Origin of the sequence: Pseudomonas sp. GD03858, from assembly GCF_029840925.1 — a bacterium.
Taxonomy (GTDB): Bacteria; Pseudomonadota; Gammaproteobacteria; order Pseudomonadales; family Pseudomonadaceae; genus Aquipseudomonas.
This window is the reverse complement of sequence record NZ_JAOCDM010000108.1, coordinates 1-19,958: the sequence shown is the minus strand read 5'-3', so window position 1 is coordinate 19,958 and position 19,958 is coordinate 1. Positions and strand designations below refer to the sequence as shown.

Annotated in this window: 24 protein-coding genes and 2 pseudogenes; 19 read left to right on the top strand and 7 right to left on the bottom strand. The window is 63.3% G+C overall.

The genetic code is table 11. The features are described 5' to 3' along the window. Positions 1 to 121, top strand: a pseudogene (locus N5D48_RS21595) (IS5/IS1182 family transposase); the annotation flags it as partial. A 36-nt stretch (positions 122 to 157) separates the two neighbouring features. On the opposite strand, the gene N5D48_RS21590 reads toward N5D48_RS21595, so the two are convergent. Continuing rightward, positions 158 to 583 carry a hypothetical protein gene (locus N5D48_RS21590; protein WP_279887843.1) on the bottom strand — a complete coding sequence of 142 codons (426 nt, stop codon included), beginning with the start codon at positions 581 to 583 and terminating at the stop codon, positions 158 to 160. 86 nt (positions 584 to 669) lie between these two features. On the opposite strand from N5D48_RS21590, the gene N5D48_RS21585 reads away from it, so the two are divergent. The 4 genes from N5D48_RS21585 to N5D48_RS21570 all read left to right on the top strand — a co-directional run bounded on the left by N5D48_RS21585 (position 670) and on the right by N5D48_RS21570 (position 2,121). Then, on the top strand, positions 670 to 999 hold the full coding sequence (locus N5D48_RS21585; protein ID WP_279887842.1) for a hypothetical protein: 330 nt from the start codon (positions 670 to 672) through the stop codon (positions 997 to 999). After that, positions 996 to 1,319, top strand: a complete 324-nt coding sequence (locus N5D48_RS21580) for a hypothetical protein (RefSeq protein ID WP_279887841.1) — start codon at positions 996 to 998, stop codon at positions 1,317 to 1,319. The genes N5D48_RS21585 and N5D48_RS21580 overlap by 4 nt, the downstream gene beginning before the upstream one ends. Then, positions 1,316 to 1,567 carry a hypothetical protein gene (locus N5D48_RS21575; protein WP_279887840.1) on the top strand — a complete coding sequence of 84 codons (252 nt, stop codon included), beginning with the start codon at positions 1,316 to 1,318 and terminating at the stop codon, positions 1,565 to 1,567. The genes N5D48_RS21580 and N5D48_RS21575 overlap by 4 nt, the downstream gene beginning before the upstream one ends. A 356-nt stretch (positions 1,568 to 1,923) precedes the next feature. Further along, the gene (locus tag N5D48_RS21570) at positions 1,924 to 2,121 is read left to right on the top strand and encodes a hypothetical protein (protein WP_279887839.1); all 198 of its coding nucleotides are present in this window, start codon (positions 1,924 to 1,926) and stop codon (positions 2,119 to 2,121) included. Positions 2,122 to 2,166: 45 nt separating this feature from the next. On the opposite strand, the gene N5D48_RS21565 is transcribed toward N5D48_RS21570, so the two are convergent. Beyond that, positions 2,167 to 2,670 carry a hypothetical protein gene (locus N5D48_RS21565; protein WP_279887838.1) on the bottom strand — a complete coding sequence of 168 codons (504 nt, stop codon included), beginning with the start codon at positions 2,668 to 2,670 and terminating at the stop codon, positions 2,167 to 2,169. A gap of 62 nt (positions 2,671 to 2,732) precedes the next feature. Continuing rightward, a complete protein-coding gene (locus N5D48_RS21560; protein WP_279887836.1) occupies positions 2,733 to 2,903 on the bottom strand; it encodes a hypothetical protein in 171 nt (56 codons plus the stop codon). Positions 2,904 to 2,941: 38 nt separating this feature from the next. Here N5D48_RS21560 and N5D48_RS21555 point away from each other — a divergent pair. The 3 genes and pseudogenes from N5D48_RS21555 to N5D48_RS21545 all read left to right on the top strand — a co-directional run bounded on the left by N5D48_RS21555 (position 2,942) and on the right by N5D48_RS21545 (position 6,863). After that, a pseudogene (locus tag N5D48_RS21555) lies at positions 2,942 to 3,861 on the top strand (DUF3596 domain-containing protein). Positions 3,862 to 3,881: 20 nt separating this feature from the next. Further along, the gene (locus N5D48_RS21550) at positions 3,882 to 5,468 is read left to right on the top strand and encodes an ABC-F family ATPase (RefSeq protein ID WP_279887835.1); all 1,587 of its coding nucleotides are present in this window, start codon (positions 3,882 to 3,884) and stop codon (positions 5,466 to 5,468) included. A 228-nt stretch (positions 5,469 to 5,696) separates the two neighbouring features. Continuing rightward, complete coding sequence (locus tag N5D48_RS21545) at positions 5,697 to 6,863, top strand: MFS transporter (RefSeq protein ID WP_279887834.1); 1,167 nt, start codon at positions 5,697 to 5,699, stop codon at positions 6,861 to 6,863. Here N5D48_RS21545 and N5D48_RS21540 read toward each other — a convergent pair. Both N5D48_RS21540 and N5D48_RS21535 read right to left on the bottom strand, forming a co-directional pair. Continuing rightward, complete coding sequence (locus N5D48_RS21540; RefSeq protein ID WP_279887833.1) at positions 6,822 to 7,871, bottom strand: dienelactone hydrolase; 1,050 nt, start codon at positions 7,869 to 7,871, stop codon at positions 6,822 to 6,824. The two genes, N5D48_RS21545 and N5D48_RS21540, sit on opposite strands and share 42 nt — an antisense overlap. Positions 7,872 to 8,004: 133 nt before the next feature. Continuing rightward, a complete protein-coding gene (locus N5D48_RS21535; protein ID WP_279887832.1) occupies positions 8,005 to 8,616 on the bottom strand; it encodes an FMN-dependent NADH-azoreductase in 612 nt (203 codons plus the stop codon). A gap of 133 nt (positions 8,617 to 8,749) precedes the next feature. On the opposite strand from N5D48_RS21535, the gene N5D48_RS21530 reads away from it, so the two are divergent. Both N5D48_RS21530 and N5D48_RS21525 read left to right on the top strand, forming a co-directional pair. Then, on the top strand, positions 8,750 to 9,652 hold the full coding sequence (locus tag N5D48_RS21530) for a LysR substrate-binding domain-containing protein (RefSeq protein ID WP_279887831.1): 903 nt from the start codon (positions 8,750 to 8,752) through the stop codon (positions 9,650 to 9,652). Next, a complete protein-coding gene (locus tag N5D48_RS21525) occupies positions 9,645 to 10,007 on the top strand; it encodes an MmcQ/YjbR family DNA-binding protein (protein WP_279887829.1) in 363 nt (120 codons plus the stop codon). The genes N5D48_RS21530 and N5D48_RS21525 overlap by 8 nt, the downstream gene beginning before the upstream one ends. Before the next feature lie 4 nt (positions 10,008 to 10,011). Here the strand turns inward: N5D48_RS21525 and N5D48_RS21520 are convergent, their stop codons facing one another. Next, on the bottom strand, positions 10,012 to 10,434 hold the full coding sequence (locus tag N5D48_RS21520) for a DUF1294 domain-containing protein (RefSeq protein WP_279887827.1): 423 nt from the start codon (positions 10,432 to 10,434) through the stop codon (positions 10,012 to 10,014). A 1-nt stretch (position 10,435) separates the two neighbouring features. Continuing rightward, positions 10,436 to 11,266 (bottom strand): undecaprenyl-diphosphate phosphatase, encoded by an 831-nt coding sequence (locus tag N5D48_RS21515; RefSeq protein ID WP_279887826.1) that lies wholly within the window; start codon positions 11,264 to 11,266, stop codon positions 10,436 to 10,438. Between the two features lie 299 nt (positions 11,267 to 11,565). Between N5D48_RS21515 and N5D48_RS21510 the strand changes: the two genes are divergently transcribed. From N5D48_RS21510 to N5D48_RS21470, 9 genes are all read left to right on the top strand, one after another. Beyond that, positions 11,566 to 13,200 (top strand): methyl-accepting chemotaxis protein, encoded by a 1,635-nt coding sequence (locus tag N5D48_RS21510; protein WP_279887824.1) that lies wholly within the window; start codon positions 11,566 to 11,568, stop codon positions 13,198 to 13,200. 161 nt (positions 13,201 to 13,361) lie between these two features. Next, entirely contained in the window at positions 13,362 to 13,928 is a 567-nt protein-coding gene (gene pnuC / locus N5D48_RS21505) for a nicotinamide riboside transporter PnuC (RefSeq protein ID WP_279887822.1), read from the top strand. Next, complete coding sequence (locus N5D48_RS21500; RefSeq protein ID WP_279887820.1) at positions 13,925 to 14,476, top strand: AAA family ATPase; 552 nt, start codon at positions 13,925 to 13,927, stop codon at positions 14,474 to 14,476. The genes pnuC and N5D48_RS21500 overlap by 4 nt, the downstream gene beginning before the upstream one ends. Positions 14,477 to 14,777: 301 nt before the next feature. Further along, entirely contained in the window at positions 14,778 to 15,218 is a 441-nt protein-coding gene (locus tag N5D48_RS21495) for a hypothetical protein (RefSeq protein ID WP_279887819.1), read from the top strand. A gap of 1 nt (position 15,219) precedes the next feature. Continuing rightward, positions 15,220 to 15,792 (top strand): adhesin, encoded by a 573-nt coding sequence (locus tag N5D48_RS21490; protein ID WP_279887818.1) that lies wholly within the window; start codon positions 15,220 to 15,222, stop codon positions 15,790 to 15,792. A gap of 51 nt (positions 15,793 to 15,843) precedes the next feature. After that, positions 15,844 to 17,157 carry a heme utilization protein gene (locus N5D48_RS21485; RefSeq protein WP_279887817.1) on the top strand — a complete coding sequence of 438 codons (1,314 nt, stop codon included), beginning with the start codon at positions 15,844 to 15,846 and terminating at the stop codon, positions 17,155 to 17,157. A gap of 63 nt (positions 17,158 to 17,220) precedes the next feature. Beyond that, positions 17,221 to 17,901 (top strand): C39 family peptidase, encoded by a 681-nt coding sequence (locus N5D48_RS21480; protein WP_279887816.1) that lies wholly within the window; start codon positions 17,221 to 17,223, stop codon positions 17,899 to 17,901. A 33-nt stretch (positions 17,902 to 17,934) separates the two neighbouring features. Continuing rightward, a complete protein-coding gene (locus N5D48_RS21475) occupies positions 17,935 to 18,672 on the top strand; it encodes a hypothetical protein (protein ID WP_279887814.1) in 738 nt (245 codons plus the stop codon). Between the two features lie 46 nt (positions 18,673 to 18,718). Beyond that, on the top strand, positions 18,719 to 19,958 hold a 1,240-nt coding region (locus N5D48_RS21470; RefSeq protein ID WP_279887813.1), incomplete at its 3' end, for a hypothetical protein.

Sequence of the window (19,958 nt, the reverse complement as noted above, 5' to 3'; positions counted from 1 at the left end):
GTTAAAGGAGCACCGCCGCCTGGGTACACGCTACTGCAAGCTAGCGGAAAGCTTCGCTGCGATGGTCACGTTGGCTTGCTGGCGGCGGTGTTTACGACATTACTTTTCGTACAATGCCTAGTGCTCTAGAGGGATATGTGCCCTGAGCGGTAAGCGACTAGATGCTAAATGTATGGTCGCAGTTATTGCAAAGATGGTTGTCCAGAATTGTCTCATCGACAACTTTACCTGCAGCCGCACCAACTGCGGCGCCAGCGGTTAATCCACCCAAGAAGCCAATAACGCCGCCGACCACCGTGCCCACGCCAGGGAATAGAGCGCTACCAATAGCGGCGCCCATGGCAGCCCCTTCGCCTCCTCCAGCGACAGCGCCGACCCCTCCCGCCACGGCACCAACACCTGCCGCTACTTTCGTTCCAGTATTTCTTTTTTGAGTTTTATCAGAGCCACATTTGGGACAGGTGACAGCCATAGATCTTCCTAATGCGCAGGACAATTGTGTATCAAAAGATATCAATACGATATCACTGCTGTCCAATGCCTCTAGCTCGAAGTGGCGCCGCATCCCCACCCAATAGTTCAAGGTAAAGCTTGAGCACATTTGTACTCCTCCCGCCTGTAACCCCTCTCCCCTCTATTCACTGCCGCGAGTGCGGCCAAGGAATCGTCATGCCTGAAGAAATCAAGCTGATCCAGCCGGCGCCGGTCGTGCGCGACGAATACGGAATGTACGAGCATCCGGAACTACCCGACTTCGACGAGGGCGATGGCGAGAAGTGCAAGGCCTGGGTCACGCAGCAGGGCCTGCAGCTCGTCATGTTCCACCTGGAGACCGACGCACCGGATGAGATCGCTGATCGGTACTTCGCATCCGATGAACCGCATTGCGGCTACTGGGAGCCCAGCAAGCCAGAGGGCGATGGCTGGTTCTGCCTAGCCATCCACGACACCGACGACGGCCCAGTGTGCTGGTGGGCGAGACGCGAGGTGAAGCCATGAGCAGGCGGAAAACACACTTCACCTTCGGTGGGTCAGGCGCTCCACATGACGACGGCGACGATTACGTTTTCTGCGGCACCAGCCTGATCGAGGGCGACTTCACGACCAAGGAAGGGATGGTCACCTGCAAGCGATGCATCAAGGCGCTGGCCGCTCACCACGAGGCGCACCGGAAGGACATGGCGAGCCGCAAGGCAGAGCTCTACGACGAGGTGTGGGCGCTCGCCAAAAGCCTTGGCTGGATGAACGTGACGGATGCCCTGCGCTACGCCGGTTCGGCCGGTGACTATTACAAGCAGCTGCGCGAGGTGCAGCCATGACCCGCCTCGCCCTCCTCCTTGCGCTGCTGGCCACCGGCGCCAGCGCAAACGAGCGCTACATCGACGTGCAGCACGACGCCCGCCGCGGCGTCACCTGCTACATCCTCAACGAGTCGTCGATCAGCTGCATCCCCGACATTCAGCTGCAGGCCGGCAACGAGCGCCAGCTCTCCCCGCACGAACGCGACATTGGACCAACACCAGCGGCCGGATCGCCGCAATGGAATGATGAGCGGTTTTCGCTCTAGCTCACTGCAAATAGTCGGGAAACCGACACCCAACCCGCTTGAGAGTTAAGGCTCACTCACACGTAGGAGAATCTCATGAGCCACTTCATTGATTCCGTAATTTCTCTCGCACCAGTTCACAAACGTCGGGGAAGAGATCGGTTCATCCGGGAATGGGACCAGTGGACAGAACACCTTTTCCGCAAAGGACTGATCGACATTGACGACAGGTACCGACTGCGGCGAGAGCTAGTCGATGCGTATTGGACTTCGCGTCAATAACCCCTAATCACACTGGCCCGCTCAATGCGGGCCCTTGGAGAACGAGAAATGATTGCCCTCACCTACATGGTCTACCTGATCTGGAAGGCACCGCGATGAAGCTGATCTACCGAATCAACCGGTGGCAGCCCTTCGGCGGCCTTCCGATCGCACGCGTTCGGCAAGGGAGCAACACCTGCACCCTGTACAAGAACGGCTGGGTGCTCATCAGCGACGGCAAGAGTACTGACGCCCTCCCGATCAATTTCACCAGCCAGGCCCTGGTCGACGCATTAGCCGCCGAACTCGCCTAACCCCTACCCTAACAACTCAAACCCGCCGAGATGCTCCGGTAATGATCATGGCTTGGCCATCGACTTGAGGTAAGTCAGCGCATCGCTAAATCGCTGCGCTCGCTCCAGACTACCGGTCCGGATCGAGCCCAGCTCTCTGCCGTCTTCCCCGCGAATAATCACAACGAAGCGGTTAGACCTGCCACGCTTTTGATAGATGGAGACATCGTCAATTGAGGTCAGATAGATGCGTCTGCTTGCATCTTTGGTAACGCTCCTGCTGCTACCAACAGCGATAGCGCTGCTGCCAAGAGGTGCAGCAGAAGCAAACCCTGTAGCCTCCGAAATCATGCCATCGGACAAGATGATGACCTTGTCTGTGATCAAAACAGACTGCGGCCGGAATTTCTTTCCATAGTCCTCAAAAAACGCCTGCTCGACGAAATCGGCCGCCTGCTGACGATCACTGAATTGTGCTGCCGATGGTACGTAGCTCAGGCGCTGGCTACTACAGCCTGCCACTAGAAAGCTCAGCAGGATAACTGCACACCACTTGATTCCATTCGACATGCGGCCCCCTGGCTCTAAAAAGAAGCCGGAGATTACCCGCGAGCAGATGAATTATCCATAGCTCAACCTGCCGCCACCGGCGGCGTAGAGACCATCCCATGGCAACCGAAAGCACCGGTGACGTCGACAAGGTCACCGAGAAACGCATGGCCGAGCTGCTCGGCTGCACCAAGCGCGCCCTGGAAGGCTGGCGCCTGCGCGGGGCCATCCCCGAAGGCGTCTGGATGAAGCACGGCGGCCGAATCATCTACAGCAAGAAGAGGTACGACGAATGGCTGGAAAGCCAATGGATTTACCCCCAGGCATTGACGTCCACTACGGCTCACTCCGGCTCAGGTTCACCTGGGAAGGTTCTCGCAGAAGTGAAACCCTTCCCTACCCCTCGACACAAAAAGGCATCAAGGCTGCATCCAGCCTTCGCGATCAGGTAGCCAGCCTGAACAAACTCGGCCTGCTGGATCTGGAGAAGTACGCCGAGCTCTTCCCCGGGTCCCAGACAGTAGTGGGCGGCAAGCCGACATTCGGCGAGTACGCCCAGCTCTGGCTGGATAGCCGAGAAATCACCCAGGGCACGCACAACAACTACAAGAGCGCGCTGAACCTGTACTGGGTACCACGGCTGGCCATGGTACGCATCGACCTGATCACCACCACCTTGATCCGGCGCATCATCACGGAAACCGAATGGACGTCGGCGAACGTCAAGCGCAACGCGATCACCAGGTTGTCGACGATTCTTGCCGCCGCGATGCGAGAAGGCCTGCTGAGCAAGAACCCAGCGGAGGTGATCGACCTGCCGAAGCGGTCGCGCAAAGAGATCGATCCGTTCACCCTCGAGGAGGCAAACTCAATTATCGCCAGGTTATACGAACACCCGCACTGGCCAAGCCGGATCTACGCGGCGCTGTTCGAGTTCATGTTCAGACGTCAGACCTGCACAAGCAGTGGGTACCGGTGCTGAAAGAGCTGGGGATCAGAAGGAGGCCCCCATACAACTGTCGTCACACCTATGCGACAATATGCTTAATGTCTGGCCTCAACCCCGCATTTATCGCCCAACAGCTGGGTCACAGCGTGCAAATGCTGCTGTCGACGTATGCGCGTTGGCTCAACTCAAGCTCCGACTGGAGCGAGCTGGAAAAGCTCAAGATTGGTATCAAATCGGTATCAGCAGAGAATCCAGCCGCGTAAGTTACTGATAGGTAAGCGCTTTGATCTCCACCGCTAATATCACCATGCAGTTCGGCTCCAAGCCGCTGTTCGAGAACGTCTCGGTCAAATTCAACAACGGCAATCGCTACGGCCTGATCGGCGCCAACGGTTGCGGCAAGTCGACCTTCATGAAGATCCTCGGCAGCGACCTGGAGCCATCCGGCGGCCAGGTGATGCTCGAGCCGAACACCCGCCTGGGCAAGCTGCGCCAGGATCAGTTCGCCTATGAAGAGTTCACCGTGATCGACACGGTGATCATGGGCCACGAACAGCTGTGGAAGGTCAAGGCCGAGCGCGACCGCATCTACTCGCTGCCGGAGATGACCGAGGAAGACGGCATGGCCGTCGCCGAGCTGGAAACCGAATTCGCCGAGATGGACGGCTACACCGCCGAGTCCCGCGCCGGCGAGCTGTTGCTGGGCCTGGGCATCCCCCTGGAACAGCACTTCGGGCCGATGAGCGAAGTCGCTCCCGGCTGGAAACTGCGGGTGCTGCTGGCCCAGGCGCTGTTCTCCGATCCGGACGTGCTGCTGCTCGACGAGCCGACCAACCACCTGGACATCAACACCATCCGCTGGCTGGAGAGCATCCTCACCGCGCGCAACAGCACCATGGTGATCATTTCCCACGACCGCCACTTCCTCAACAGCGTCTGCACCCACATGGCCGACCTGGACTACGGCGAGCTGCGCGTGTTCCCAGGCAACTACGACGAGTACATGACCGCGGCCACCCAGGCCCGCGAGCAGCTGCTGTCGGACAACGCCAAGAAGAAAGCGCAGATCGCCGAGCTGCAGACCTTCGTCAGCCGCTTCTCGGCCAACGCCTCGAAAGCCAAGCAGGCCACCTCGCGGGCCAAGCAGATCGACAAGATCCAGCTGGCCGAGGTCAAGCCGTCGAGCCGGGTCAGCCCGTTCATCCGCTTCGAGCAGACCAAGAAGCTGCACCGCCAGGCCGTCACCGTCGAGAAGATGGCCAAGGCCTTCGACGACAAGGTGCTGTTCAAGGACTTCAGCTTCACCATCGAAGCCGGCGAGCGCGTGGCCATCATCGGCCCCAACGGCATCGGCAAGACCACCCTGCTGCGCACCCTGGTCGGCGAAATGACCCCGGACAAGGGCGAAGTGAAGTGGACCGACAGCGCCGAGGTGGGCTACTACGCCCAGGACCACGCCCACGACTTCGAAGACGACATGACCCTGTTCGACTGGATGGGCCAGTGGACCAGCGGCGAGCAGGTGATCCGCGGCACCCTGGGGCGCATGCTGTTCTCCAACGACGAGATCCTCAAGTCGGTGAAGGTGATTTCCGGTGGCGAGCAGGGCCGCATGCTGTTCGGCAAGCTGATCCTGCAAAAGCCCAACGTGCTGGTGATGGACGAACCGACCAACCACCTGGACATGGAATCGATCGAGGCGTTGAACCTGGCGCTGGAGAACTACCCGGGCACCCTGCTGTTCGTCAGCCATGACCGTGAGTTCGTGTCCTCGCTGGCCACCCGCATCATCGAGCTGACGGCCGATGGCGTGGTGGACTTCAGCGGCACCTACGACGACTACCTGCGCAGCCAGGGCGTGCTGGTCTGATGTAACCAAGCTTGCCTGGTAGCCTTGTGGCGACCGGGCGGGCCCTTTCGCGGGTAAACCCGCTCCCACAGCGGCCGAGCACGGCGCAGCCCCTGTGGGAGCGGGTTTACCCGCGAATGCCTCCGGTAAATCTTCGACCAAGCCGACCAATTAGTTAGCCTGCTTTCATTTCCCCCGCACAACGGCCATGATGCTGACTCGCCCAACCGCCTGCCCGCGAACGAGCCCATGACCGCGCCCCACGCCTCCAGCATCACCCTGCAGATTCTCGCGATCGTCCTGTACACCTTCATCGCCTTCCTCTGCATCGGCCTGCCGATCGCGGTGCTGCCCGGCCATGTGCATGACCAGCTGGGCTTCGGCGCGGTGATCGCCGGCCTGACCATCGGCCTGCAATACCTCGCCACGCTGCTCAGCCGCCCCTTCGCCGGGCAGGTGGCGGATACCCTGGGCGGCAAGCGGGCGATCCGCTACGGGTTGTATGGCATCGCCGGCTGCGGCGTGCTGACCCTGCTTTCGGCCTGGACCCTCGCCCTGCCCTGGCTGAGCCTGGCGCTGCTGCTGGGCGGGCGCCTGCTGCTGGGCATCGCCCAGGGGCTGATCGGGGTCGCCACCTTGAGCTGGGGGATTGGCCAAGTGGGCCCGGAACATACCGCGCGGGTGATCTCGTGGAACGGCATCGCCTCGTACGGGGCCATCGCCATCGGCGCGCCTGCGGGGGTGCTGTTGGCAGGTGGCCTGGGTTTCTGGGTGCTGGGGGCGGCGCTGCTGGTCCTGGCGGCGCTGGCCCTGTGGGTGCTGCGCACCCGACCGGATGCGCAACCGCTGCGCGGCGAGCGCCTGCCGTTCTGGTCGGCCTTTGGCCGGGTGGCGCCGTGCGGTGTCGGGCTGACCCTGGCGTCGATCGGCTACGGCACGCTGACCACCTTCGTCACGCTCTATTACCTGGAGCGCGGGTGGGCTGGCGCGGCCTGGTGCCTGAGCGCCTTCGGCGTGTGCTTCATCCTGTCCCGGTTGCTGTTCGTCAATGCAGTCAATCGATTTGGTGGCTACAACGTCGCCATCGCCTGCATGGCCACCGAGATGCTCGGTTTGACCCTGTTGTGGCTGGCACCTTCCCCACTCTGGGCGATGGTCGGGGCCGGGCTGACCGGTTTCGGCCTGTCGCTGGTGTATCCGGCGCTGGGGGTGGAAGCGATCCGCCAGGTCCCCAGCAGCAGCCGAGGTGCCGGGCTGGGTGCGTATGCGGTGTTCTTCGACCTGGCACTGGCCATCGCCGGTCCGTTGATGGGGGCCGTGGCCGTGCATCTGGGCTATGCCGCGATTTTCTGCGTGGCCGCGCTACTCGCGTTGTCAGGGGTTGGCCTGACGCTGTTGCTGGCCCGTCGCGGCTGAACGCTCGGCCGGCGCCGGCGCGCCGAGCGCCTGGCTGAAGAATGCGCCGGTTTCGCTGCGCAGCGAACGGTGAATATGGCGGCGATCGACACCGTCGGCATCCTTGCACAGCACGGGCATGCGCTGGTGCTGCTCAGCATCGCACGGCGCCATGAACACGAAGTGCCCGGCGCCCGCCAGCAGGCGATAGTCCGGGGTCACCGGCAGTTTGCGCGCCAGCGCATCGGCGTTGTGCTCCAGCGCCAGCAAGCGATCGTCGTCACCACTGTAGATCAGTGCCGGCACCTGCACGCCCGCCAGGGCATGGCGCCCGAACATCAGGCTCAGGGGAGCCATCAGCATCACCGCCCCGACGCGCGAATCGGCCTTTGCCGTCAGTTCGCTGTGGTCGGCGATCAGCACGCCGTGGGTCTTGCAGGCGTCGGCATCCATGGGGCGCTCCTGGCAATAGCGGCGCAGGCGCTCCAGGTCAGGCTGGGCACCGGACAGGATCAGCGCGGTCTCGCCCCCGGCGGAATAGCCGATCACGCCGACCTTGCCATCGTTCAGGTACGGCGCCAGGAACCCATCGTCGCGCGCGGCGGAGATGGCGGCACTGACCTGCAACGGGCGGCCATAGAGGTTGCTGAGCGTGCCCAGGCGGCTATGGTCACGGTTGTTGTCGCCGGGGTGGATCACCGCCACCACGACGAAACCCTGGCGCGCCAGGCCATTGGCCAGGTCGTGCAGCGCCATGGGGCTGCCGGTGTTGCCGTGGGAAATCACCAGCAGCGGGAACTGCCCCATGGCCACCGGGGCCTCCTCGGCCACTCGGGTCTGATAGCCCTCGATGCGCACGGTGCGCGCCTCGCCGCTGGAGGGGTAGAACACCAGTGCCTGCATCGGACGGGCATCCACCGGGTCGGACAGGTTCATGCGGTGCAACCCGGCCACCCAAGGCGCCGCGGCAACGTGGGTAATGACGCTGGCAAGCAGCATGAGCATCAGCAAGCGACAGGTTCGGGACATGCACAGGCGCTCCCGCCGGGGCGGACGTATGGCACCAGCTTAGAACCCGCTGCACTCGGCCTGCATGAAAAAACGATGAAAAAAAACCGACTGGCGCCAAGGCGTCAGTCGGCTTTTTCAGCTATCGCAGGCTTCAGGCTGCGGCGAACAGCGGACCTGCGATCTGCGCCTGGGCAGCGTCGATGGCCTTGGCACGGTGCTCCGGGCCGTAGGCCAGGCCGTGGGCGCGCACGATTTCCAGGTCAGTGATACCGACGAAGCCAAGGAACACCTTGAGGAAATCTTCATGACCCACGCCGGTCGGCTGGCCCTGGTGCAGGCCACCGGCCGTGGAGACCAGGATGACCTTCTTGTCGCCGCACAGGCCTTCGGGGCCGGCTTCGGTGTAGCGGAAGGTCTTGCCGGCGACCGCCACGCGGTCGATCCAGGCCTTGAGCTGGGTCGGCACGGTGAAGTTGTACATCGGCGCACCGATCACCACCGCGTCGGCGGCCAGGAACTCTTCCAGGGTTTCGTTGCTCAGCCGGGCCTCGAAGGCTTGAGCTGCGTCACGCATCTCTTCCGGGGTGCCGGCAGCCACCAGGGTGGCGGCGGAGAAATGGCTGATGGCGTCGGCGGCCAGATCGCGATAGACCACTTCGATGCTCGGGTCGGCGACCTTCCAGGCCTCGACCACTTCGCGGCTCAGTTGGCGGGAGGCGGAATTGTCGCCCAGGATGCTCGAATCGATATGCAACAGTTTCATGGGACTCTCCTGTGAATGAAGACCGCGGCGGTGAGCGATCACGATGGAGAGAATCCTACCGACACAGCGAATGGCTGATAAGTCGGCAAATTTGCGTTAGTTTGTTCCACTGATAGGACAACGGACCCTTCGCATGCAAGACCTCAACGACCTGTTCTACTTCGCCCGGGTGGTCGAAGCCGGTGGTTTCGCCGCTGCCGGGCGCCAGCTGGGGATTCCCAAGTCGCGCCTGTCGCGGCGCATCGCCGAGCTGGAGGAGCGCCTGGGCACGCGCCTGCTGCAACGCACCACCCGCCAGCTCAAGCTCACCGCCGTGGGCGAACGTTACCTGACGCACTGCCAGGCCATGCTGCTGGAAGCGGAGATGGCCGACGAAGTGGTGGCCAGCATGTCCAGCGAACCGCGGGGCAGGCTGCGGGTGTCCTGCCCCGTGGCGTTGGCCCATGCCTTCCTGCCGGGGGTGATCAGTCGCTTCCTGGCTCAGTACCCCCAGGTCCAGCTCGACATGGTGCTGCTCAACCGCCGAGTCGACCTGATCTCCGAGGGCATCGATGTTGCGCTGCGGGTACGCGACCTGGGCGATGAAGACCCAGCCCTGGTCACCCGACGCCTGCGCCAGGCGCAGATGCAGCTGGTGGCCGCGCCGGGCTTCGCCGACCATGTCCGTGAGCCTGCGCAGTTGGCGAGCCTGCCGGTACTGGGCGCGGCCGAGGCGGACCGCCTGGTGCATTTCCGTCTGTTCGGCCCCCAGGGTCGCCAGGAAGAACTGGCGCTGGAACCACGCCTGGCGATCGACGATTTCGTGGTGCGCAACGCCGCCGTGCGCGCTGGCCTGGGCTTTACCGCCCTGCCCAGCATGTTCTGTGAAGAAGAGCTCGAGCGTGGCGAGCTGGTGCGCCTGCTGCCGGAGTGGTCGCTGCCCGGCGGCTTCCTGCAGGCGGTCTATCCGCATCGGCGGGGCCTGCTGCCAGCGGTGCGGGTATGGATCGATCACCTGGCGGCGTCATTCGAAGCCTGTGGAGAGCGTTATGTCTGAGAACAGGATGGCGCAGGAGCAGGTCGCGGCGTTCTGCCTGAGCCTGCCCGGGGCGCGCGAAGACTACAAATGGGGCGGTATCCGAGTATTTTCCGTGGCCGGCAACAAGATGTTCGCGGTGCTGGACCTGGCGGGCGCCGGACTTTCGTTCAAGGTCGCCGATGAACTGTTCCTGGGCTACTGCGATCGCCCGGGGATTCGCCCGGCGCCCTATCTGGCGCGGGCGAGGTGGATCAGCATGGTGCCGCCCTACCCCATGGGACATGCAGAGCTGAGCGATCTGCTGCGCCGCTCGCATCAACTGGTGGTACGCCGCTTGCCCAAACGCTCACAGGCAGGATTGCTGCTCGATTGAGCCGTCAGATCACCTGACCCAGCCAGCGTCCACCGAGCAGCAATTGATCGACCCAGAAAAACTGGTGCATCGCGACGATGCTCCAGAACACCATCTGGTAGGACAGCTTGCGGGTCTTGTGCCGGAACAGCTGCTGCGCCAGCAGGGCGCCCGGCCAGCCGCCCAGCAGTTCGCTGGCGTGCAGGACCTTTTCCGGCGTACGCCAGGCTTGCGTGCGCGCCTGCTGCTTGTCCTGCCAATACAGCAGCAGGCTGATCAGGCTCATGCTCGGGTAGAGCGCCAGGGGGATCCAGGACTGGCCGCCCAGGCCCATGCGCAATGCCCCGAGCAGCGGCAACAGACACAACAGTGCCAACGCCAGCAGCTTCAGGCGCGCATTGCGCACGCCCTGATCGGCCCGCCCGGACGCCCCCTGCATGCGCGCCATCTCAGCCGTGCGCCGTCGACCAGTCGACCCAGCCGAACTCCCAGGTCGCCAGGATCAGCAGGCCGAAAGCGATACGGTACCAGGCGAACACGGCGTAGCTGTGGTTGGCGATGAACTTGAGCAGCCCGCGCACGGCGATCATGGCGAAGATGAACGACACCACGAAGCCCAGCGCGAATACCGGCAGATCGCCCGGCTGGAACAGATCACGGTACTTGTAGCCCGAGTACACCGCGGCACCGACCATGGTCGGCATCGCCAGGAAGAACGAAAACTCGGTCGCCGCCTTGCGCGACAGGCCGAACAGCAGGCCGCCAATGATGGTCGAGCCGGAGCGCGAAGTACCGGGGATCATGGCCAGGCACTGGACAAAGCCGATCTTCAAGGCGTGGTGCCAGCGCATGTCGTCGACCTGATCGACCTCCACCCGGTGCTGCCGCCGCTCGGCCCAGAGCATGATCACGCCGCCCACCACCAACGCCGCGGCAACGGTTATGGGGTTGAACAGGTATTCATGGATCAGGTCGGCGAACAGCACGCCGAGCACCACCGCTGGCATGAACGCGATCAGCAGGTTGGCGGTGAAACGCCGTGCCGGCGCTTGCGTCGGCAGACCCAGCACCACATCGAAGATCTTGCGTCGGAATTCCCAGACCACCGCCAGGATGGCGCCGAGCTGGATGATGATATTGAACGCCATCGCGCGTTCGCCGCCGAAACCGATCAGGTCGGCGACGATGATCTGGTGCCCGGTACTCGAGATCGGCAGGAACTCCGTCAGACCCTCGACCACGCCCAAGATGATTGCCTGCACGGCACTCCAAAAATCCATCATTCCCCCAAGTGCGACGCTGCGCGTGGCAGGCCGCTTGTTTTGATCTACATGGTCATGCCGCACGCGGCGCGTGCTTTTTACAGCGCCAGCCGGCCAGAACGCCAGCTGAAAAGCTCAGCAGGCTAAAGGTTTCATCTGCGGCGGCCGAAATCCTAACAGAGCGCAGGTTTCAAGACTCGTCTTACCTGCAACACGCAATTGCCCGAAGCACACATTAGCCATTGGTCGAGTGGGGACTGACCACAAAGCATGCTTGGATGCCTTCGATAAAAAGAACAACACTGGAGTAATGCATCATGAACACCCTGAGGTCGATGTCGATCAGCCGTCGTCTGTGGCTGATCCTGCTGGTGGCCGTGGCCATGTTGCTGGTGTTGGGCCTGCTGATGCTGCGTCAGCTGCATGGCGACCTGTACCAGGCCAAGGCCGAGAAGACCCGCCACGTGGTGCAGACCGCCGCCGGTGTGCTGGCCTACTACCAAGGCCTGGAGGCCGCCGGCACCCTGACCCGCGAAGCCGCCCAGCAACAAGCCCTGCAAGTGGTACGGGGACTGCGCTACGACCAGAATGACTATTTCTGGATCAACGACCTGCAACCGAAGATGATCATGCACCCGGCCAATCCCAAGCTCGATGGCCAGGACCTTTCCGCCATTCGCGACCCTGATGGTTTCGCCGTGTTCAACGAGATGGTCGCCCTCGCCCGCGGCCAGGGCGCAGGTCCGGTCGACTATCGCTGGCCGAAGCCCGGCGCCAGCGAACCGGTGGCCAAGACCTCCTATATCCAACTGTTCAAGCCGTGGGGCTGGATCATCGGCTCGGGCGTGTACGTCGACGATGTGCAGGCCGAGTTCGCCCGCCAGCTGCGCGATGCCTCGCTGGTGGGCCTGGGCATCGCCCTGCTGATGGCGCTGCTGGTCATGCTGATCGCCCGCAGCATCGCCCTCCCGCTACGGGAGGCGGTGCAAGCCATGGGCAACATCGCCAGCGGCGAAAGCGACCTGACCCGGCGCCTGGACACCCACGGTCGCGACGAGATCACCCACCTGGGCGAGCACTTCAACCGCTTCAACGGCAAGTTGCAGGGTGTGATCGGTCAGTTGCAGGGCGCCGCCCACGCCCTGGCCGAGTCGGCCGGCCACGTCGGTGACAACGCGGGCTCCGCCCAGGCACGCAGTGCCCAGCAGTCCCAACAGATGGACCAGGTGGCCACCGCCGTCAATGAAGTCACCTATGCCGTGCATGATGTGGCCCGGCATGCCGAACAGGCCGCCAGCGAAATGCGCAGCGCCCAGGCCCAGGTAGGCCATGGCCAGCAGGCCATCCATGGCAGCCTGCAGCAGATCGACCGCCTTTCGGCGACCATCGACCAGGCCGTGCAGGTGATCCGCGAGCTGGCCAGCCACAGCACCCGAATCGGCGGCGTGCTCGAAGTGATCCGCTCGATCGCCGAACAGACCAACCTGCTGGCCCTCAACGCCGCCATCGAAGCGGCGCGGGCCGGCGAACAGGGGCGCGGCTTCGCCGTGGTCGCCGACGAGGTGCGCTTGCTGGCCCAGCGCACCGCTCAGTCGACCGCCGAGATCCAGACCATGATCGAACATCTGCAAGGCCAGTCGGAAGCGGCGGTACGCGCCATCGACACCAGCAGCGAAGCCTCGCGCCAGACCGTCGAGCAGGCCCGCGAGGCCGGCAGCAGCCTCGACGCGATCAGCCAGGCGCTGGGCAATCTTGGCGCGCTGAATGCCTCGATCGCCAGCGCCACGCTGCAGCAGTCCCACGTGGTCGAGGAGATCAACCGCAACGTCACCGAGACCGCTGGTCTGTCGCAGCAGACCGCCGAGGCGGCGCGCCAGTCCAGCGATGCCGGCGCCGCGCTGACGCGCTTGAGCGAGGAACTGGAGCAGTTGCTGCGCCAGTTCAGGGTCTAGCAACCCACGCGGAACCTGTGGGAGCGGGTTTATCGGGGCGCCGGGCACCGGCTGCGCCGGTGTTCGCGGCTGAAGCCGCTCCCACAGGGTGCAGCGAACGGCTTGAAGCCTGCGCCTCGAAACTTGTAGCATCGCGCCCTTTCCCCGCCCAAGGATCGCCGATGTCCGGCCTCGAACTCTTCGCCGCCGCGCTCGGCGTCATCGCCGTCTGGCTCACCGTCAAGCAGAACCCTTGGTGCTGGCCGATCGGGCTGGTGATGGTGGTGCTCTACAGCTGGATCTTCTACGAGGTCAAGCTGTACTCGGACATGCTCCTGCAACTGGTCTACGCGGTGTTGCAGCTGTATGGCTGGTGGCAGTGGACCCGGCCCGACCGGGTCGAGGATGCCCGCCAGGTCTCCCGCCTGGCCCCGGCGCCCATGCTCAAGGGCCTGGCCGCCGGCCTGCTGGCCAGCCTGCTGCTGGGCGCTGGCATGGCGCACTGGACCGACGCCGCGCAACCCTGGCTGGATGCCGCGCTCACAGGCTTCAGCCTGGTCGCGCAACTGTGGATGGCGCAAAAGCGCCTGCAATGCTGGGCGCTGTGGGTCGTGGTGGACGTGATCTTCGTCGGCCTGTTCCTGTACAAGGGCCTGTACCTCACCGCCGCGCTCTATGCCCTGTTCACCCTGATCGCCGTGCGTGGCTGGCTGGAGTGGCGCCGCGACCCGGCGCTGGCCAGCGCATGAAGGTCCTGGTGCTGTGTGGCCCGGAGTCCAGCGGCAAGAGCTGGTTGAGCGGCGAAATCCAGGCGCATTTCGGTGGCGTGCTGGTGGGTGAGTACGTGCGCCACTTCATGGAGCGCGAACAGCGCGACACCTGCTATGCCGACATCCCCGCCATCGCCCGCGGCCAGCTGGCCTGGGAAGACCAGGCCCGGGCCCAGGCGCCGGAGCTGCTGATTCTCGACACCCACCTGCTCAGCAACATCCTGTGGAGCCGGGCGCTGTTCGGCGACTGCCCTGACTGGATCGAGCAGGCGCTCGACGCCCGGCATTACGACCTGCATCTGCTGCTGCGACCCGAAGGCGTGCCGTGGGTGGGCGACGGCCTGCGCTGCCAACCCCGGCTGGAGGAACGCCAGGCGTTCTTCGACGACAGTCTTGCCTGGTTGCAGCGCCACCGGCAGACGATGCGGATCATCGATGGCGACTGGCCACAGCGCAGCGCGGCGGCCTTGAACGCGGTTCAGTGTCTGCTGGATGGCAAATCTCCCATCTGCTCCACCGAGTGTTAAGGCGCTGATACACCCCAATGGGCCAAGTCCCCGTATTTGTGGGCATCCCACCAGTTCCGGGGGCGGTGTCACGCGGATGAAACACCTTCGGGAAAACCGCCGCTGCGCCGCGCCGTTGCCGAGCCTGGCGCCTGCTCGACCCGCAATCTGTCTCAGCGCTGTTACAACAAAATCCCGACGCTCTTGATACTGACTCGCAACCTCATGATTCATAAGCGATAACAAAAACCGGCACAGCTTCTGCTCTCCTTCTCGCAACGCCCGGCCACACGGCCGCCACGCCGAAGAAGGAATTGCCATCGTGGGGAAAAAAGACAACGGCATCTACCGCCTCCTGCTGCTCGGATGCGTATTGGGGTCGAGCCTGGGCCTCCCGGCCCACGCCGAAAACGGCATTGTCGTCATCACACGCGAAGTCCAGACACGCAACGCGATCCGTGCCCCACTGATCCCCGACCCCAGCCCGGTCACCGTCAACACCAATCCTTCCGCGCACATCCTCAGACAGACCCATGAGCTGAGCGATGGCGACTTCGCCAGCATCAGCAGCGGCGCGGGCATCAACTCGCTGATCACCCAGCAGACCAACAACATCGGCGCCAACATCAGCAACCAGACCCAGCTGCCCAACATCGCCGGCGGGCGTGGATCGGGCGGCGGCGGCAACGGCATCGCCAACATGGTCAACTCAAACGTCCAGCAAGGCCTGGGCGCGCTGAAGATCCTCAACGGAGGGCAGTGACATGCGGCATACCCTGCTGTTCCTGGCCACCCTGTGCAGTGCATCGGCCTTCGCCCAGTCCCCGGTCGTCAACAATGCCACCATCGACAGCTCCGGCGCCCGCTACGAAGGCAACCTGGGAGTCAACCAGGCAGCCGGCGACCAGCAGCAACAGGTCAACGCCCGGGCCATCGCCATTGGCCACGATGCCGCGGCGAGCACCCAGATCCACCAGCGCCTGCGCACCCACGTCGATCCTGCGATCGACGCACAGGCCAGCATCCAGGGCGACGCCTTCAGCCGTGGCAACGGCATCCTGGGGGTCAACCAGAGCGCCGGCGCCAGCAACCAGCAAGCCAACGCACTGCGCATCAGCGTCAGTGCCCAACCGCAAAGCATCGACGACAGCGTCCTTCTGCAACAGAACGTGGCGCTGCTCAACAGCTCGGATTCGACCGCACCGACACCCGGCCATCGCCAGGTCAGCACCAGCGACCAGGCATTCACCGGTAGCCGTGGGGTGGTGCAGTTGAATCAGAGTGCCGGGGTGGGAAACCGAACGGCCAACACCCTGAGCATCCGGGTCGCGGATTGACCCAAACCGGCAGCAACAACACTTAACCTAAAAAAAGTACGGAGAATCACCATGAAACCCTCGATGGCACTCAAGCCTCTGGTTTTCGCAATCGCTGCGATCATGGCTGTAGCTGTACAAGCTGGGCAGAATGATCCGCGTGGCCATGGCCACAACAATGGCCACGGCAACAACAACGGTCATCACACCCCTCCTCCTACCAAGATCCCTGTGTATGCCACCGCAAATGCCTGGGACAAGCAAAGCAGCACCAACAACCGTATCCGCAACGAAGGGACGGTGAACGAAGCTGAAATGAGCAGCTCGGCCTCCGGCACCAGCGGCAACGTGGGTGTCAACGTGGCGGCCGGCGCCGGCAACCAGCAGGACAACGCCGCCGCCATCGCCAACGCCGGCGCCGACTCCAGCCTGGACAACAGCTTCGTGTTCGGCTCCGCCTCGGCCACCGCGGATGTACGCCAGTACAGCAACAACAACCGGGTCGACAACTACGGCACCACCAACTCCGGCATCATGAGCGGCTCGGGCAACAACGGCAGCGGCAACATGGGCATCAACATTGCTGGTGGCGACCTCAACCAGCAGAAAAACACCATGGCCATTGCCAACTCCAATGCGCCACTGGGCAACGCCACCGCCACCGCCTCCGCCGACCAGAACGGCCCAGGCCTGGTCGTGAACAACAACGCCGACCGCACCTATCGGGTCGATACGCTGTCGTTCACCACGACCCAAAGCGGCAGCGCCTCGTTCAACAAGGATTCCAGCTACAGCAAGGACAGCAGCGCCTCGTCGAGCTGGGAAGCCGCCGGTGCAAAAAGCTGGAACGCCAGTGGTTCGAAGAGCTTCGACGCCAGCGGTTCGCGCAGTCACGAGTCGAGCTCCTCGGCTAGCGGCTCTCTGAACGCTTCGCTGGAGGCTTCGGCGGACGGCAGCGTGACCCATACCCAGGACTATGGCCGCCACGAGCGCAGCCGCACCGACTCGTTCGATGCTTCGCTGAACGCCTCGATCGACGCTTCGTATGAAAAATCGCACGAGAAGTCTTCCAGCTCCTCGTTCGAGAAAGCCTACGACTCTTCGTTCGAAAAAGCCTACGACTCCTCCTATGAGAAGTCGGGCAGCGCCTCCAACGAGTCGTCGAAGTCCGGTTCGAAGAGCTTCAGCGAATCCAGCTCCTACGACCTGAGCAACACCGTGTCGTTCCAGGTGCTGACCCCTACTGGCTGGGCTAACCCTGTAACCAACACCGCCACCCTGAGTGGCTCGGTGAATGGCGGCAGCGGCAACCTCGGCGTCAACGTGGCAGCCGGTGTGGGCAACCAGCAAAGCAACTCGCTGGCCATCTCCAACACCTCGTTCTGAGTGGCATGACCAGGAGGCCCCCTTTGGGGGCCTCTCTTCGACAAGACCAGGAGGCTACCGACCATGCGTATGATCGCCTTGGCGTTTCTGCTTTGCATGGCCAGCTACAGCGAGGCGGCGCAGATGCCGCTTTCCGTTTTGCCGGGGGGGGCGGTGATCTACAAGCCCATCCAGAGCATACGCGAGCGCAAGTTCGCCGACCTGGTGCAACAGAAGACCGATTTCAGTTGCGGCGCCGCGTCGCTGGCAACCATCCTGCGCCAGGCCTACTGGCTGGATGTCGACGAACAACAGGTCATCGAGGGCATGCTGGCCCACGCCGACCAGGACCTGGTCCGGGTCCAGGGCTTCTCGATGCTCGACATGAAGCGCTACGTGGAAAGCCTGGGCATGCGCGCCCGCGGCTACCGGGTAGCCGCCGACACCCTTAACAGCGTGCGTATCCCGGTCGTGGTGCTGATGGACATCCGTGGTTACAAGCACTTCGTGGTCCTACAGAAGGTCGACAAGGGCTGGGTGTACATCGGCGACCCGGTGCTGGGACACAAGCGCTACAAAGTCGACGATTTCCTCAAGGGCTGGAACGGCATCATCTTCGCCGTCATCGGCCAAGGTTACGACAAGACCAACGCCTTGCTCGACCCGCCACTGCCGCTGAGCGCCAAGGGCCGCGTCAATACCTTCACCCCGGTGAAAGACGCCGAACTGATGGACTTTGGCTTCATCCGCAGCGACTTCTTCTAATGACAATCGAGCACGAAGCTCCGGGAGCATCCGATGAAGACCCCAGCGTGGCTCACCCTGATATGCCTGGCCGCCGCCCTGCCAATCCAGGCGGAGACGTTCAAGCCCATTGAACTGAAGGATCAGGAGCTGGCCAACTTGCGGGGCCGCTACGTGATGCCCGGACGCATCGTCAGTTTCGGCATCGTCATGACCAGCACCTGGCAGAACGCCAACGGCGACATCATCGGGGCCACCTCCTCGATGCAGATCCAGCAGACGACCATCAAACCTCAGTTCTACGTATCGATGATCGACAAGAAAGGCACCGGCACGTCGAGCTCGCAAGGCGTCGGCAGCGTCACCGGCGGCGGCGGCCTGAACGCGACCGAAGGCGTCACCCAGGTGGTGCGCGCGGCCGGCGACAACAACACCGCCTACAACAACGTCGACATCAACGTCAGCAAAGGCAACCAGGCGCCGGATGTGCAGCAGCAGGGTCAGGTGCTGGCGACGGGATCGACGCTGGTCAGAGCCAATGACGCAGGCTCGCTGAGCGTGTCCGCGACCGGCTCCGGCGTGCAGCTCAATGTGCTGGCCAACAACAACCAGGGCAGCACCCTGCAGCGGATCGCCGAAGGTGGCCTGATGCAGAACGCCACGCTGCTGGGCAACGGCAACCAGGTCAGCAACCTCACCTCGCTCAACGTCGTGCTGCGCGACAACGTGGCCACCAACTCGCTGAACGGCAACCTTGACCAGCTCAAAGGACTTCGCGCGCTCGGATACTGATCTACGCTGTGTCTCATCGTATGTAGTCAGAAGGGACGGCTTACCCATGCAACGATCGCTGACGTTCAGAGCTGTAGTCTGTTTGAGCACACTGGCCCCCGCAACAGCGCTGTATGCAGCTCCGGACCCGCAGGTCGAGGCATTGAAGCAAGAGCTGCGCGAGTTGAGACAGCGCTACGAAGCCCAGCAGAATGCCCTGATGGTGCTCGAACAACGTGTACGGCAGGTTGAGGAAACCCCTGCGGCGCCCCCTCCAAAACGTCTGACCAAGTCGCCATCCTCGCCGGCCAAGGGGGCCCAGACCGTGGCCTCGGGCTCATCGACCGGCGCTGGCAGCTCATATGGCCAGTCGCTCAGGGACGATTCGGAGCCGGCGCAGAGCGTTTCCAACCTGTATGACGAAGCCAGCGGCTTCTTCGGCGGCGGCAAGTTCAGTTTCGAAACCGGCCTGACCTATACCCACTACGATACCCGGGCGCTGACGCTCAACGGCTTCCTGGCGCTGGACTCGATCTTCCTGGGCAACATCAACCTCGACCGCATCAAGGCGAACAACTGGACCCTGGACCTGACCGCGCGCTACAACCTGGACCAACGCTGGCAGTTCGACATAAACGTGCCAGTGGTCTATCGCGAATCCACCTATTCCTCCGGTGGCGCCGGCGGCTCCGGCCCGGCCACGTCGGACGCCTCGGTCACTCGGGACCCCACCATCGGCGATATCAACGTCGGCATTGCCTACAAGTTCCTCGACGAGTCGGAAAACCTGCCCGACGCTGTCGTCACCCTGCGCGTCAAGGCGCCCACCGGCAAGGACCCGTATGGCATCAAGCTGGTCGAGGACCCGACCAACAACAACCTGTCGGTGCCCGAGAGCCTGCCGACCGGCAACGGCGTCTGGGCGATCACGCCGGGGATCTCGCTGGTCAAGACATTCGACCCGGCCGTGCTGTTCGCCAGCCTGTCCTACACCTACAACATGCAGGACTCGTTCAGCGACATCAGCCCGCAGGTCAACAGCAAGGTGCCCGGCGACGTGAAACTGGGTGATTCCTGGCAGATCGGCGGCGGTATCGCCTTTGCCCTGAACGAGCGGATGAGCATGTCGTTCTCGGTCACCGACCAGTTCGCCCGCAAGAGCAAGATCAAGCCCGATGGCGGCGACTGGCAGTCGATCACCAACAGCGACTACAACGCCGCGAACTTCAACGTCGGCCTGACCTTCGCCGCCACCGACAACCTGACCATCGTCCCCAACCTTTCGATCGGCCTGACCGAGGATGCGC

Excerpts from the sequence above, each read along its gene's own strand:
- N5D48_RS21585 (WP_279887842.1), top strand. The coding sequence starts at position 670 with ATGCCTGAAGAAATCAAGCTGATCCAGCCGGCGCCGGTCGTGCGCGAC.
- N5D48_RS21580 (WP_279887841.1), top strand. The coding sequence starts at position 996 with ATGAGCAGGCGGAAAACACACTTCACCTTCGGTGGGTCAGGCGCTCCA.
- N5D48_RS21575 (WP_279887840.1), top strand. The coding sequence starts at position 1,316 with ATGACCCGCCTCGCCCTCCTCCTTGCGCTGCTGGCCACCGGCGCCAGC.
- N5D48_RS21570 (WP_279887839.1), top strand. The coding sequence starts at position 1,924 with ATGAAGCTGATCTACCGAATCAACCGGTGGCAGCCCTTCGGCGGCCTT.
- N5D48_RS21565 (WP_279887838.1), bottom strand. The coding sequence starts at position 2,670 with ATGTCGAATGGAATCAAGTGGTGTGCAGTTATCCTGCTGAGCTTTCTA.
- N5D48_RS21545 (WP_279887834.1), top strand. The coding sequence starts at position 5,697 with ATGACCGCGCCCCACGCCTCCAGCATCACCCTGCAGATTCTCGCGATC.
- N5D48_RS21540 (WP_279887833.1), bottom strand. The coding sequence starts at position 7,871 with ATGTCCCGAACCTGTCGCTTGCTGATGCTCATGCTGCTTGCCAGCGTC.
- N5D48_RS21535 (WP_279887832.1), bottom strand. The coding sequence starts at position 8,616 with ATGAAACTGTTGCATATCGATTCGAGCATCCTGGGCGACAATTCCGCC.
- N5D48_RS21530 (WP_279887831.1), top strand. The coding sequence starts at position 8,750 with ATGCAAGACCTCAACGACCTGTTCTACTTCGCCCGGGTGGTCGAAGCC.
- N5D48_RS21525 (WP_279887829.1), top strand. The coding sequence starts at position 9,645 with ATGTCTGAGAACAGGATGGCGCAGGAGCAGGTCGCGGCGTTCTGCCTG.
- N5D48_RS21520 (WP_279887827.1), bottom strand. The coding sequence starts at position 10,434 with ATGGCGCGCATGCAGGGGGCGTCCGGGCGGGCCGATCAGGGCGTGCGC.
- N5D48_RS21515 (WP_279887826.1), bottom strand. The coding sequence starts at position 11,266 with ATGGATTTTTGGAGTGCCGTGCAGGCAATCATCTTGGGCGTGGTCGAG.
- N5D48_RS21510 (WP_279887824.1), top strand. The coding sequence starts at position 11,566 with ATGAACACCCTGAGGTCGATGTCGATCAGCCGTCGTCTGTGGCTGATC.
- pnuC (WP_279887822.1), top strand. The coding sequence starts at position 13,362 with ATGTCCGGCCTCGAACTCTTCGCCGCCGCGCTCGGCGTCATCGCCGTC.
- N5D48_RS21500 (WP_279887820.1), top strand. The coding sequence starts at position 13,925 with ATGAAGGTCCTGGTGCTGTGTGGCCCGGAGTCCAGCGGCAAGAGCTGG.
- N5D48_RS21490 (WP_279887818.1), top strand. The coding sequence starts at position 15,220 with ATGCGGCATACCCTGCTGTTCCTGGCCACCCTGTGCAGTGCATCGGCC.
- N5D48_RS21485 (WP_279887817.1), top strand. The coding sequence starts at position 15,844 with ATGAAACCCTCGATGGCACTCAAGCCTCTGGTTTTCGCAATCGCTGCG.
- N5D48_RS21480 (WP_279887816.1), top strand. The coding sequence starts at position 17,221 with ATGCGTATGATCGCCTTGGCGTTTCTGCTTTGCATGGCCAGCTACAGC.
- N5D48_RS21475 (WP_279887814.1), top strand. The coding sequence starts at position 17,935 with ATGAAGACCCCAGCGTGGCTCACCCTGATATGCCTGGCCGCCGCCCTG.